The following is a 12,703-nucleotide window of genomic DNA, read 5'->3' as shown; positions in this document are numbered from 1 at the left end:
AACACAAATAATCAAGGTTAAAACGTTAGCATAGCTGTGAGGGCTATTAAGGATTGGTTCCCTTTAAATTTCCCCTTACTTCCTGTGTTTAAATCTTGTTCGTTTAGTTTTCCTAAGATATTTGTAAAACCATATACATATTGTGCTCTGAGTAAAAAACCTCGAAACCCAGCTGATAAGCCAACAGCACCATTAGCATTAAACTGAGATATGTCGGTGATATTTTCTGTGAATAGGTTTTCGTAACCCGTTATTAAATAACCTTCTTTACCTTCATCTTTCAACTCTAATTCACTATTATATTGTAGCATTGGTCCAACGTCTAAGGTTAGATTATTACTAATTAGCTTGATGTGAAATAGGAATGAAATATTCGCGGTAAACATTTTGTATTCAATATATTCTTCGAATCCAGTTGCTGGTGTAGCGGCATTAATATCAATATTGTTTTCAGACAGCTGAATGTTGTAACTCACATTAAACCAACGGTGTGGTAAATCTACAGAGGCAGTTAATCCACCTATAAAACCTGAATTTACTTTGGTTTCAAAATTGTCCGTCAAAATATCGAACTGTGTTATTCCACCCTGTAAACCAATACCGTTTTGAATCCTATAACTTTTCCGTTGCGCGTAACTAAGTGTAACAGAAGCAGTGCAGAGAGCTACTAATAAGAAGTGTTTTGTTTTTTTCATACGATTTTAGAGCTGATTAAGGCAAACCTATGTAAAATTATTTACATTTAGTATTTCGTAGTAACTAACCATTAAAAAAACTTGTTATGGGTCAATTTATTCTAATTCCAATTATATTTTTTGGATTAATCATTTTAGTGTCATCAATTTTTATTGTAAAACAACAAACCGCTGCAATTGTAGAGCGCTTTGGTAGATTTGAAGCCATCAGACAATCGGGTTTACGTTTCAAAATCCCCTTAGTGGATCGAATCGCTGGTAAACTAAGCCTTAAGATTCAACAATTAGATGTTATTATTGAAACCAAAACCTTAGACGATGTGTTTGTGCGCCTTAAAGTATCTGTCCAATATAAAGTTATTAAAGATAAAGTTTATGATGCATTTTATAAACTAGACTATCCACACGATCAAATTACTTCATACGTTTTTGATGTTGTTCGCGCTGAGGTTCCTAAAATGAAATTAGATGATGTTTTTGTCCGTAAAGATGATGTGGCAATAGCTGTAAAATCTGAACTGAATGACGCCATGATGGAATATGGTTATGATATCATAAAAACATTAGTAACCGATATTGATCCTGATGCTCAAGTAAAAGCGGCAATGAATAGAATTAATGCGGCGGATAGAGAAAAAACCGCAGCACAGTTTGAGGGTGATGCTGCTCGTATCTTAATTGTAGAAAAGGCAAAAGCAGAAGCAGAAAGCAAACGCCTACAGGGTCAAGGTATTGCGGATCAAAGACGTGAAATTGCACGTGGTTTAGAGGAATCTGTTGAGGTCTTAAATAAAGTTGGGATTAACTCACAAGAAGCGTCTGCGCTTATTGTTGTTACGCAACACTATGACACGCTTCAATCTATAGGTCAAGAAACTAATAGTAACTTAATTCTATTACCTAATTCCCCTCAAGCAGGAAGTCAGATGCTAAATGATATGGTAGCGAGTTTTACCGCTAGTAATCAAATAGGTGAAGCGATGAAAAATGCCAAAAAGAAGAAAGACGGAGATTTATAGACGTCTTCTTTATCTTAAATAAAAACCTCGAAGCTAATAACTTCGAGGTTTTTTATTATATTTAAATTAATCTTAGTGCCAAACACAAAGAATTCCTCCCATAATAGCCATAGTCACAATCCAATACCCTGAGTTGATAAAGATATACTTAGCACTTTTGCGCTCAAACAATGCAATTATACCAATAATTGGTAAAGCCCCAAACACTCCAAATATGCCGCCATGTAAGGCTCCGTGCTCAAACGAACGGTGTGCATTTCCGTAATCAGCCATAAAAGCCTCAAAAGATACTTTTGCATTTTCAAGGTCTCCGCCTATCATTCCCAAGGCTCCCCATTGGTGGTTTGTGAATTGCATTAACAGTACACTTAATATTGCAGAAAATAGCAAAGCTAAACCGAAAATAACAGCCATATTTCCACCTTTCATTTTCTCTTCCGTCATTCCAGATTCGCGCATCCATACATTTCCAAAACCAATTTTTGGATTGTACCATACTGCGCCAATAACTAATGCTGCAACTGCAGCTACCACTATAGCTAGTGGGTTGATTGGTAATTCCATAATTTATACGATTTTTACAGTTAGTATGATTTAAAAGTACAAAAATACCTCTAAGTGAAATTCTTTAAGGTTAGTGCTTATTATTATAATATGGCGTTTAAACCCTCTTCTTTTTAAAAACTGGCTTCGTTTTCTTTTGTGGTTCTTTACTTGCTTTAGCAGCTGGAAAGGTCAAAGACGTACTTGCAAACGTACTCCCAAAATTAATGTTAGCATAATACACTTGGCTTAAAGCGTCTCTAACCTGATCTTCTGATAATTCTTTTAAAAGATGTGTAAAAACAGATCATAAAACAGCATCTGTAATCGCATATTTTACATCTAAAGCTGTATGAAAATTAGCAACTAAAGCGGCTTTTAATAACTAATAGCTTTTGATTCTGCTATTGGAGAAATAATACGCATCCTATTATGCTTAGTATCCGTGAGCGAAATAATTTGGATATCATTAATATGTAACTCCCAAGCTCCAGAATTTCCTTGGATTGAATCACTCACTGAGGTGTAGATTTCTTGTAATTTATTATTATTCATCTGTTGTGAAAAACTGAATGACGATATTAACACTGTAAATAGAATAGCTAAATTTTTCATATCTATTCAGTCGAAAAATCTTGGAAAGTTTACAAAAACTATAGCGCTTTTGCTTCACTAACCAAAAGCTCGTTTTTGTCCTCTAACGCTTTATCAATAAATTCATTAATACTAGGATTACATTCCAAGCCACTCTTAAGTAATGTTTTTAATGTAATCATTACGACGATACGTGTTCCTGCTTTTTTTACAGCTGTACCAAATAATGGTTCTAATTCTTCATAAGACACCTTATTAGCAAGCTCTTGAATCTCCGCTTTGACTTTAACTCGCTTATCTTCTGGTAACTTAGTATATTTCTTTCCGAACTGCTGAATAATACTTATTGCTGGTCGCTCTTGTTGTTTTGGTTTTTGCTTTGCCCAACTATCTCTTAAACCAACTGTTTTATTAAACACCAATGCATCAGATTTAGAGTCATTATCCACATTGAAATATCCTAAACGCTGAAACTGAAACTGTTCACCTGTTTCAACCCCTTTAAGGCTGGGTTCTATATATCCTGTTTTTACATTTAAAGAATTCGGGTTTAAAAACTCCATAAAATCTTTATCCTTATCACTATCTGGCGCTTCGTGAATAAACAAGCGATCGTACTCTCTAATTTCTGCTTTAATAGCATGTTTTATAGATACCCAATGCAAGGTGCCTTTTACCCTTTTTGAGGTGTCGGCGTCATATGTACAGTGAATTTCGACAACCTCACCATTATCATCTTTTACAACGGAGTTCGCCTTTATGATATACGCGTTCTTTAATCGTACTTCCCCTCCTAATTTTAATCTAAAAAACTTGTTTCCAGCTTCTTCTTTAAAATCTTCTTTTTCAATATAGATTTCTCTAGAAAACGGTACTTTTCTATAACCAGCTGATTCATCTTCTTGATTGTTTTCAGCTTCTAACCATTCTTCTTTGTCTTCAAGATAATTAGTAACAACTACTTTTACCGGATTTAAAACAGCCATAACCCTATTTACTGTTTTGTTTAAATCTTCGCGAACACAAAACTCAAGAAGCGATACGTCAATTACGTTTTCGCGCTTAGCAACTCCAACTTTTTCTATAAAATTACGGATAGAATTTGGCGTATAACCTCGACGTCTTAAGCCTGAAATGGTTGGCATACGCGGATCATCCCAACCAGATACGACTCCTCCCTCAACCAAACGCAATAATTTACGCTTACTCATAATAGTGTAACTAAGGTTTAAACGTGCAAATTCTCTTTGTTTTGGTGGAAGCGGCAACTCCTCTTTAGAATATTCATAAACATGCTCTCTAAACCAGTTATAGAGCTTTCTGTGAGGTTTAAACTCTAATGAACATAATGAGTGCGAAATTTGTTCTAAGTAGTCACTCTCTCCGTGTGTCCAATCATACATTGGGTAAATACACCAATCATCACCTGTTCTATGGTGATGTGCATAGAGAATACGATACATTATCGGATCTCGCATTAGCATATTTGGATCTTCCATATCTATTTTAGCACGAAGCACATGAGTACCTGCTTTAAACTCACCGGCTTTCATGCGTTGAAATAAATCTAAGTTTTCTTCAATACTTCTATTTCTAAAAGGGCTATTTGTACCAACTTGAGCTGGTGTTCCTTTTTGATCTGCCATTGCCTCAGATGATTGGCTGTCTATATAGGCTCTTCCGTCTTTTATCATCTGAATAGCCCAATCGTATAGTTTATGAAAATAATCTGAAGAATACAGTTCATTTTCCCATTTGTAGCCCAACCATTCAATATCTCTTTTTATCGCATCTACGTATTCTTGCTCTTCCTTTGCTGGATTGGTATCGTCGAATCTTAAATTAACAGGTGCGTTATACTTCTCGCCAAGACCAAAACTTATACCTATAGCTTTAGTGTGGCCAATATGTAAATACCCATTGGGTTCTGGTGGAAAACGAAAGCGCAACTTGTCTTTTGATAAACCGTTGGCTAAATCTTCTTCTATAATATGCTCAATAAAATTGAGTGCTTTTACTTCTTCTGACATTGAAAAAAATTAAAACACAAAATTACACAAATTGTAACATTTATGCACTATACGATACGTATAGTATGAACCAAAACAAAAAAAGAAAATGAACTACAGATGTCCTAAATGCGACAATACGGCTTACCAAATTGGAGAAATGAGAGCCACAGGAAGTGCTTTATCTAAAATCTTTGATGTACAGAATAAAAAGTTTACTTCTGTTACCTGTGATAATTGTTCTTATACAGAATTTTTCAAGGCGAAAACAAGTGCTATTAGTAATATATTTGATTTGTTTACTAATTAAAATAGAATAGCTCAAGTTTAATTGAAAATGATAAATAAGAAATTTCTTTGAATAATTCATTAAAAGTGACATTTACTAATCTTATTTTTGCCTTATGGGAATTATAAAAGTTGAAAATATTAGGGTGTTTGCTCACCATGGTTGTTTAAACGAAGAGACAATTATTGGAAGTGATTACAGGGTGGATTTAGAGGTGAAATGTAATTTAAAAACCTCAGCAAAATCTGATAAGCTTTCTGACACTGTTGACTATGTGTTTTTAAACAAAGTGGTTATAGAAGAAATGAGTATTCCTTCAAAGCTATTAGAAACTGTAGCACAACGCATTTTAAATCGCTTTTTTAATGAAGATAAATTAATCTCCAAAGCAACTGTTTCTGTGAGTAAAATAAACCCGCCTATTGGTGGTGATGTTGAGATGGTAACTATAAAACTCACTGAAAAACGAAAAAACTGGGTCTATATAGGGTAAACCCCATATAATTTATATATTTGCCATCGCTAAAGGGTGTCGTGGCCGAGTGGCTAGGCAGTGGTCTGCAACACCATCTACAGCGGTTCGAATCCGCTCGACACCTCTAAAGATTAAAAGGCATTACTTTATGAAGTAGTGTCTTTTTTGTTTTATTTAAATTTTGAAAAAAATTATTTCGGTAACACTAACTTGAATTTGCTTGACAATTCTTATAGCCCTTCGATTTTCTTCAAGGTTATTTTAATCTGAAAGAACTACTGATTTAGTAGCCGCATCATGAATTGCTTGCTTCTTTTCACTACCTGTTGTTGTTAATAACGACAACCAGCCTAATGAAGCCTTTAAAGCAAATCTAATTAAGGCAATTGGGAAACTGACTTTCTTTTCCGGCTTATTGGCTTGCCTTACTTTTATATCACTGTAATAATGCCCGAGAGTATAACCAAAAATTGAAAACATTAAAGGCTCATATAGGATGAAAAAAAAAGATGAAAAGACTCATTCTCAACAACGAGGACACGTCCTCATAAGTATTTAGTAATTCTGAAACACAGTATAAAACCGTAATTAAAATAATACTACCTATAACAGCTGCTTTTATTCTGCTTTGGAGGGTTGCGTATTTTGTGTTCATGTGAAAATGTAATTACTTTTAAAACTCTCTTTTACAAAGCCTCAAGGTGTTCTATAAGTTTAAGTACTGTAGATGGTGTTTTAAAATCTATTTTATTTTTCTTTCGATAAGTTTTAAACTCCTTTTTATGGTCCTGATATAGTTTTTTAAATTGATTTACGGTGGTGATCTTTGTGAGAACCTCACCTTTGTCAATCCAATAATCCATATCTAAGCTTACATTATATCCTTCTGGAAGTTCTAAAGCATAAATGTTTCCGGTATTTTCTATTACAGATAATGATCTTCCTGATGTTGTTTGTGAAGTTCCTCCATAACCACTACTAGCTTCTGTTGAAGTTGATAATTTACATTTATATTCAACATAAAGCTCAATGTCTGACTTCAATAAAAATTCATAAAATTTACCGTCTTTCCTAAAGAACTTCCGATTAGCCACATAAACAGTATCTACACCACTTACTAAAGTTTCTGAGAGCGCTAATATCTCCGCTTCTTTCTTTAGAGCGAAATTTCCAGAAAGCGCATTGTAATTTAAAACCCCTATTTGTTTTGTTCCATCTTTCATTAAAATAGATCCTGAAACAAACTCGGGTAATACATAATGTTTCGATTTGTTTTGAGAATTCCCAAAACAAACAAACATAATCAAGACAATGCTGGTGATAAAAAGTTTCATACAAATATTAGTTTATCGGATTGACCTTATCAATCTGTTCTTTGCTTTTTTCATATAACTCAGGAAATAAACCTTGAGTTAGCAATAAAATTCCAAAGCCTAGAATAACTAGAGATACAATCTTTTTGGTTTTAAAAATAAGTCTTGGTGTTAATTTACTTTTTAAACGCTTTGCCATCGCAATCTTAAAAAGGTCTGTTAAAAAATAAGCAATTAGCATAGTGGTAATAAAGATAAATACACCATTCTTAGACGTTGTTATTGAGGTTCCGATAACGATAAAGCCTAACCAACCCAAAAGCACTCCAATATTAATAAAATTGAGTAAAAAGCCTTTAATAAATAGCTTTCCGTAGTCTTTTTTAGGAATTTCAATTCTGTGGTGTTCTCTAACTATTGATCGGAAGGATTTTGATGTTTTTATAAAGCTTATAAGTCCATAGATGACTAACAAAACACCGCCAAAAACTAATAATTTGGGGTCGTCTTTTATTTTATCTAAAAGCGTGTCTGTGCTTTTAAAAATAACTAGAATAAATACAATATCTGCTAGGATTACGCCAAGATCAAAAATAATAGCGCTAGTAAAGCCTTTCGTAACACTTGTTTCTAACAAAACAAAAAAAACAGGACCAATAGTAAAGGCTAAAATAATACCAAAGGGAATGGCTGTTAAGATATCATCAAACATGTAAATCTTGCGGTTTACACAAATGTAACAAATCTATTAAGAATTTACATACGTTTTATTCTACCTCCCAGAACACGACTTTCATCAACTTGTTTTGGTTTGCCATAAATATAAACATCACCACCCGCTTTAATCCTAACATCTACATATTCCGTGGCATTTACATGAGCTTCACCCGCAGCATTAACACTAACTTCTGTTTGCTTGGTAATAAAATCTTCTCCATTAAAAACTCCGCCTGTATAAACAGAAATATCTTGGTTTTTTGAAACTCCTATTGCATTAATAACACCACCTGTTACTGCTCTAAAATTGGCATACGTTGTCTTTAACTCTGCTGTAATTTCTGCGCCTTCTTGTGTTCTTAGATCAATTTCAAATTGCTCAATAGCTTCGTTTAAAGTCACTCTTGCTCCCTCATTAGCATCTATGACATCAACTGAAGTGTAATACAAAGTCACTATAGTATCATTTCCGTCATAACTCTCTTCTAGATTCATTCTTATTTTAAGCTTGCCATTTTTATTAACAACCTCAACATCATTTCTATTTTTTCCAGAAACTACAACTTTGTTTTCTTTAGATTTAATCATTTTAAGATTAATTAAATCATAAACTTTAACTGTTGTAAATTCTCCTACTGTTTTCTCTAAAACTTCTTGGGCGTTGATGGTGAAGCCAATAACTAAAACTAAAATGACAACAAATTTTTTCATGCTTATTTTATATTTTCATTAAATAGCGACTTTAACCGCTGTGCCTGTGACCGAAACTATAGGGTAATTACTTGTCGTAAACTCTACTTCTACTTTAATTCCTACAACAGCATTTGCTTTAAGTTTCGATGCATTGTTTTGTAAATTCTGAAACGCTTCTTCTTTAATAATTCCTATGCTATCTTGTATTTTAGCATAATATTTAGAAACACTAAATCCCATAGCTAAGGTTTCTTTATTAATAGCTACACCAGTTACAATACCTAGGTAATCTATTATTTTATAACCTTCTATTGAGTTTGTTGTTGTTAAGATCATATTTAAATCAATTAATTGAATTACAAATTTAATCTTCAGCTTCTGGTTTTCCAACCATAAAGAAATCTAAATGTTTTTTAACCAGATCTGTGTTCTTCACTTTTACAACGACCTCATCTCCTAATTGGTATACAATGCCTTCTTTTTTTCCAACCATTGCATATTGACCTTGATCGAATTGATAATGATCATCTTTCATATCTCTAACACTTACCATGCCTTCGCATTTGTTAGATATAATCTCTACATATATTCCCCAATCTGTAACTCCAGAAATTACTCCTAAAAATTCTTCGTCTTGGTGGTCTTGCATAAAACGAATTTGCATGTATTTTATTGAATCGCGTTCTGCTTTTGTCGCTAAATATTCCATATTACTGCTATGATTACATTTCTCTTCGTAAATGTCTTCATTAGCAGATTTTTCACCATCGAGATATTGTTGTAATAAACGATGTGCCATTACATCTGGATAACGTCTTATTGGTGAAGTAAAATGACTGTAATAATCGAAAGCCAAACCATAATGACCAATATTATGTGTGGTATATTCTGCTTTAGACATGGTCCGAATCGCTAAAGTATCTACTAAATTCTGTTCCTTTTTACCAACAACATCTTTTAATAAATTATTTAATGATGATGCAATGCTGCCTTTATCTCTAAAGTTAAGCTTGTGACCAAAACGACCAACTACGGTTTGTAGTTGAGCTAATTTAGATTCATCTGGTTCATCGTGTACACGATATACAAAGGTCTTTTTTGGTGATTTATTTCCAACAAACTCAGAGACTTTTCTATTCGCTAATAGCATAAATTCTTCAATAAGTTTATTAGCATCTTTACTTGTTTTAAAGAAGACTCCAACCGGATTTGCTTTCTCGTCTAAATTAAATTTCACCTCAACCTTATCAAAAGAGATAGCTCCAGAACTCATACGTTTAGAACGCATTTTTTTAGCGAGCTCATCCATTTTTAAAATCGCATCTGCTATAGCTTGGTCTGTTTTATAAGCTTTACTAGTTAATGAAACGTCTTGTGGAATTTCATTAGTCTTAGATTCTATAACTGCTTGCGCTTCTTCATAAGCAAAACGCGCATCTGAATAGGTAACTGTTCTACCGAACCAGTCGTTTTTAATTTCGCATTTATCATTCATCTGAAAGACAGCTGAGAAGGTGTATTTCTCTTCGTGTGGACGTAAAGAGCAGGCTCCATTAGATAAGCGCTCTGGTAACATTGGCACCACACGATCTACTAAATAAATAGACGTAGCACGCTCATAAGCTTCATCATCTAAAATAGTTCCTGGTTGTACGTAATGAGATACATCTGCAATATGAATACCGACTTCATATAAACCATTATCTAATACTGTAAAAGATAAGGCATCGTCAAAATCTTTAGCATCTTTAGGGTCTATAGTAAAGGTTAAATCCTTACGCATATCGCGTCGCTTAGCAATCTCTTCTGGTTTAATTGAAATATCTAAGTTATTAGCATAGGTTTCTACATCATGAGGAAATTCTAATGGTAAACCATATTCTGCCATAATAGAATTAATCTCAGTGCTATGCTCACCTGGTTTACCTAAAACTTCTATAACTTTTCCATAAGGAGAATCTGCCTTTTCTGGCCAATCAGTTAAGGATACTAAAACCTTATCTCCATCTTCTGCTTTTTTGATTTTACTAATAGGTACAAAAATGTCTTTATACATCTTTACACTATCTGTTACCACAAAAGCAAAATTCTTTTTCTCGTGGATTTGAATGGCACCAACATATTCTGTTTTAGCACGCTTAATAATATTGGTGATTTCACCTTCTTGCTTACCTCTTCGTTTGCGTCTGTAAGCATAGAATTCTACTTCATCACCATCTAATGCTTTGTTGATGTTATTGGATGCTATAAATATATCTTCCTCAAAATCATCGCTTATAATGTAACCGTTTCCTTTAGAAGCTAAATCTAAAATACCTATATGGTATTCTGTATTTACAATGGCTTTATATTTACCACGATCTACTTGTTCTATCTCTTTTTTAGCGGCTAATTTAGCTAGTGTTTTTATAATCTGATTTCTACTACTAGCATCGTTAACACCTAGTTTAGCAGCAATTTGTTTATAATTTAGGGCTTGGTTTCTTTCTTTTTTTAAAATACTTTGAATAGTATTTGTAAGGTTGGAAATCTTATTTTTTGATGATCTCCTTTTTTTCTTTTTTGTCATTTAATTTGTAATCATATTCTTTTCCTAAAAGTGTTAGGAATTCTTCATTTTAAACTTAATATAGGTGGAAGTGAAGTTATTAAGTTTAATGCAAAGCTACGCTTTAATTATTTAATAGTGTTTAGTGAAGGTTAAATAAATGAAAAAGCACTGTAAAATTCTAGTGTATTTCTAGATATATATTAAAGCAAATAAGCTATTCTATAATCAACTTTTTAGAGCTTTTCCCTAGATTCGTTTCTATTTCTACAACATATAAACCTGTTGATAATGTTGAAGAATTTATTATGGTTTCTTTAGAGGTTAACACTAACTGTCCTATATTATTATAGATCCTTATATTTTCTGAAACTCTGTTATTTTCTAATTGAATCTTAAATAGGTTCTGTGCGGGATTTGGGTAGAGATTAAAATTAAATTGCGCTTGTTCTTCTTTTAATAACATTTGGGTTAAATCTATTATTTTAACCTCACCACTAATAGGACTATTGGTATTATCTGATATCGCACCAATCGCAATACTATTTCCATCACCAGATAAGCTAATTGAAGATCCGAAACCTGGAAATTTTTGAGATGACTTATTAACTATATCTACTCCTATTTGTATCCAATTACCCGATTTGTTTTTATAAATACTTACATCTCCTTTGTTATTATTAAGGTTATATCGTCCTGTTGCAATATTATTTCCATCGTCTGATATACCCACAGAATAACCTGAATTATATAGTTCTGAATCCGCTTTAATTGCATTACCTATTTGTGTCCAACTTCCTGATTCATTTTTATAAACACTAACATAACTTTTTTGGTTTTCTTTTGCTATAACACCAATTACTATAATACTTCCGTCTTTAGATAAACATACCTCATTTATAGTTTCTTCTATGGATTCAATAGATATATTATTTCTTGTTTGTATCCAGTTTTCTGATCTATTCTCATAAACACTAACTTTACTTGCTTTAAATGCTATAGCAATTGTATTTCCATTTTTAGCTAAACTTACAGGTAGGTTAGAAGCCTTATTTTCTTTTGATTGACTAACTATATCATTTCCTATCTGATACCAATCACCTAGCCTATTTTTATAAACACTGACCTTACTCTGATTTTTCTCAGCACCATTTTCTTGATTTAATCCAATAGCAATTATATCTCCTTTTTCTGATAAGTTTACAGAAAGATTAAGTATTTGGTTTACGGAATTTACTTTTATATCACTTCCTATTTGAATCCATTCTTCTGATTCATTTTTATAAACACTAATATATCCATTGATTTTACCGTTTCTATCATTACCTATAAAACTAACAGCAACGCTATTTCCATCACCAGATAAACTTACAGAAACACCATAAACATCTTCTGTTATTTTACCTCTAATATCACTTCCTATTTGAGTCCAAATACCAGATGCTTGTTTATAAATACGAACATGTGCATTACCTTGATTAATTCCATTATTATCTGGCACTCCTATTGCAATAATGTTTCCCTTTTCTGAAAGGCTTAATACATGACCTGAACTATCATGTTTAGTCCTATCCTTAAAATCTGAAATAAATTGTATTTGGCTTAATCCTAAAAAAGGAAATAATAAAAACAAAAGAAGTAATTTTCTCACAATGAACTAATTAGTAGTATAATAACAATAAAATAATGCTATAAAGCATAAAAAAAACCTACTTTTGTCATCCTTTGAAATTTCTAAAAAAACTAGGTATTATTTAAGTGCGTAAAGTTAATTAAATAAAGGCATTTTATACAACCTAAAATGTGAA

14 protein-coding genes and 1 tRNA gene are annotated in these 12,703 nt (G+C 32.7%); 4 read left to right on the top strand and 11 right to left on the bottom strand.

What is annotated here, in order from left to right:
- Positions 1–17: 17 nt before the first annotated feature.
- A complete protein-coding gene (locus WPG_RS06380) occupies positions 18–695 on the bottom strand; it encodes a hypothetical protein (RefSeq protein WP_045470612.1) in 678 nt (225 codons plus the stop codon).
- 86 nt (positions 696–781) lie between these two features.
- Between WPG_RS06380 and WPG_RS06375 the strand changes: the two genes are divergently transcribed.
- On the top strand, positions 782–1,714 hold the full coding sequence (locus tag WPG_RS06375; RefSeq protein ID WP_045470609.1) for an SPFH domain-containing protein: 933 nt from the start codon (positions 782–784) through the stop codon (positions 1,712–1,714).
- A 72-nt stretch (positions 1,715–1,786) separates the two neighbouring features.
- Here the strand turns inward: WPG_RS06375 and WPG_RS06370 are convergent, their stop codons facing one another.
- From WPG_RS06370 to WPG_RS06360, 3 genes are all read right to left on the bottom strand, one after another.
- Positions 1,787–2,278, bottom strand: a complete 492-nt coding sequence (locus WPG_RS06370) for a DUF1761 domain-containing protein (RefSeq protein WP_045470607.1) — start codon at positions 2,276–2,278, stop codon at positions 1,787–1,789.
- 357 nt (positions 2,279–2,635) lie between these two features.
- Positions 2,636–2,872 (bottom strand): hypothetical protein, encoded by a 237-nt coding sequence (locus WPG_RS18045; RefSeq protein WP_052471173.1) that lies wholly within the window; start codon positions 2,870–2,872, stop codon positions 2,636–2,638.
- 38 nt (positions 2,873–2,910) lie between these two features.
- Positions 2,911–4,881 (bottom strand): glutamine--tRNA ligase/YqeY domain fusion protein, encoded by a 1,971-nt coding sequence (locus WPG_RS06360; protein WP_045470605.1) that lies wholly within the window; start codon positions 4,879–4,881, stop codon positions 2,911–2,913.
- Positions 4,882–4,969: 88 nt separating this feature from the next.
- On the opposite strand from WPG_RS06360, the gene WPG_RS06355 reads away from it, so the two are divergent.
- The 3 genes from WPG_RS06355 (at position 4,970) to WPG_RS06345 (ending at position 5,748) form a co-directional block, all read left to right on the top strand.
- Positions 4,970–5,170 carry a zinc ribbon domain-containing protein gene (locus WPG_RS06355; protein WP_045470603.1) on the top strand — a complete coding sequence of 67 codons (201 nt, stop codon included), beginning with the start codon at positions 4,970–4,972 and terminating at the stop codon, positions 5,168–5,170.
- Between the two features lie 94 nt (positions 5,171–5,264).
- Entirely contained in the window at positions 5,265–5,642 is a 378-nt protein-coding gene (folB, locus tag WPG_RS06350; RefSeq protein ID WP_045470600.1) for a dihydroneopterin aldolase, read from the top strand.
- 35 nt (positions 5,643–5,677) lie between these two features.
- Positions 5,678–5,748: transfer RNA gene (locus tag WPG_RS06345), tRNA-Cys, on the top strand.
- A gap of 137 nt (positions 5,749–5,885) precedes the next feature.
- On the opposite strand, the gene WPG_RS18575 is transcribed toward WPG_RS06345, so the two are convergent.
- From WPG_RS18575 to WPG_RS06310, 7 genes are all read right to left on the bottom strand, one after another.
- Positions 5,886–6,104, bottom strand: a complete 219-nt coding sequence (locus tag WPG_RS18575; protein WP_045470597.1) for a hypothetical protein — start codon at positions 6,102–6,104, stop codon at positions 5,886–5,888.
- A gap of 206 nt (positions 6,105–6,310) precedes the next feature.
- Positions 6,311–6,958 (bottom strand): hypothetical protein, encoded by a 648-nt coding sequence (locus WPG_RS06335; RefSeq protein ID WP_144374430.1) that lies wholly within the window; start codon positions 6,956–6,958, stop codon positions 6,311–6,313.
- A 7-nt stretch (positions 6,959–6,965) separates the two neighbouring features.
- On the bottom strand, positions 6,966–7,649 hold the full coding sequence (locus WPG_RS06330) for a LysE family translocator (protein WP_045470592.1): 684 nt from the start codon (positions 7,647–7,649) through the stop codon (positions 6,966–6,968).
- Positions 7,650–7,693: 44 nt separating this feature from the next.
- Positions 7,694–8,365: a head GIN domain-containing protein gene (locus WPG_RS06325; protein ID WP_045470589.1), complete on the bottom strand. Its 672-nt coding sequence runs from the start codon at positions 8,363–8,365 to the stop codon at positions 7,694–7,696.
- A gap of 18 nt (positions 8,366–8,383) precedes the next feature.
- Positions 8,384–8,683 carry a YbjQ family protein gene (locus WPG_RS06320; protein WP_045470586.1) on the bottom strand — a complete coding sequence of 100 codons (300 nt, stop codon included), beginning with the start codon at positions 8,681–8,683 and terminating at the stop codon, positions 8,384–8,386.
- Positions 8,684–8,711: 28 nt separating this feature from the next.
- Positions 8,712–10,916 (bottom strand): ribonuclease R, encoded by a 2,205-nt coding sequence (gene rnr, locus WPG_RS06315; protein WP_045470584.1) that lies wholly within the window; start codon positions 10,914–10,916, stop codon positions 8,712–8,714.
- A gap of 196 nt (positions 10,917–11,112) precedes the next feature.
- On the bottom strand, positions 11,113–12,546 hold the full coding sequence (locus WPG_RS06310; protein ID WP_045470581.1) for a T9SS type A sorting domain-containing protein: 1,434 nt from the start codon (positions 12,544–12,546) through the stop codon (positions 11,113–11,115).
- Positions 12,547–12,703 lie beyond the last annotated feature (157 nt).

Origin of the sequence: Winogradskyella sp. PG-2 (genome assembly GCF_000828715.1) — a bacterium.
GTDB lineage: Bacteria > Bacteroidota > Bacteroidia > Flavobacteriales > Flavobacteriaceae > Winogradskyella.
The sequence above is the reverse complement of the archived record's forward strand: the minus strand, read 5'-3'. Positions and strand labels throughout refer to the sequence as shown.

Coding starts and splice junctions, on each gene's coding strand:
- WPG_RS06380 (WP_045470612.1), bottom strand. CDS start 695: ATGAAAAAAACAAAACACTTCTTATTAGTAGCTCTCTGCACTGCTTCT.
- WPG_RS06375 (WP_045470609.1), top strand. CDS start 782: ATGGGTCAATTTATTCTAATTCCAATTATATTTTTTGGATTAATCATT.
- WPG_RS06370 (WP_045470607.1), bottom strand. CDS start 2,278: ATGGAATTACCAATCAACCCACTAGCTATAGTGGTAGCTGCAGTTGCA.
- WPG_RS18045 (WP_052471173.1), bottom strand. CDS start 2,872: ATGAAAAATTTAGCTATTCTATTTACAGTGTTAATATCGTCATTCAGT.
- WPG_RS06360 (WP_045470605.1), bottom strand. CDS start 4,881: ATGTCAGAAGAAGTAAAAGCACTCAATTTTATTGAGCATATTATAGAA.
- WPG_RS06355 (WP_045470603.1), top strand. CDS start 4,970: ATGAACTACAGATGTCCTAAATGCGACAATACGGCTTACCAAATTGGA.
- folB (WP_045470600.1), top strand. CDS start 5,265: ATGGGAATTATAAAAGTTGAAAATATTAGGGTGTTTGCTCACCATGGT.
- WPG_RS18575 (WP_045470597.1), bottom strand. CDS start 6,104: ATGTTTTCAATTTTTGGTTATACTCTCGGGCATTATTACAGTGATATA.
- WPG_RS06335 (WP_144374430.1), bottom strand. CDS start 6,958: ATGAAACTTTTTATCACCAGCATTGTCTTGATTATGTTTGTTTGTTTT.
- WPG_RS06330 (WP_045470592.1), bottom strand. CDS start 7,649: ATGTTTGATGATATCTTAACAGCCATTCCCTTTGGTATTATTTTAGCC.
- WPG_RS06325 (WP_045470589.1), bottom strand. CDS start 8,365: ATGAAAAAATTTGTTGTCATTTTAGTTTTAGTTATTGGCTTCACCATC.
- WPG_RS06320 (WP_045470586.1), bottom strand. CDS start 8,683: ATGATCTTAACAACAACAAACTCAATAGAAGGTTATAAAATAATAGAT.
- rnr (WP_045470584.1), bottom strand. CDS start 10,916: ATGACAAAAAAGAAAAAAAGGAGATCATCAAAAAATAAGATTTCCAAC.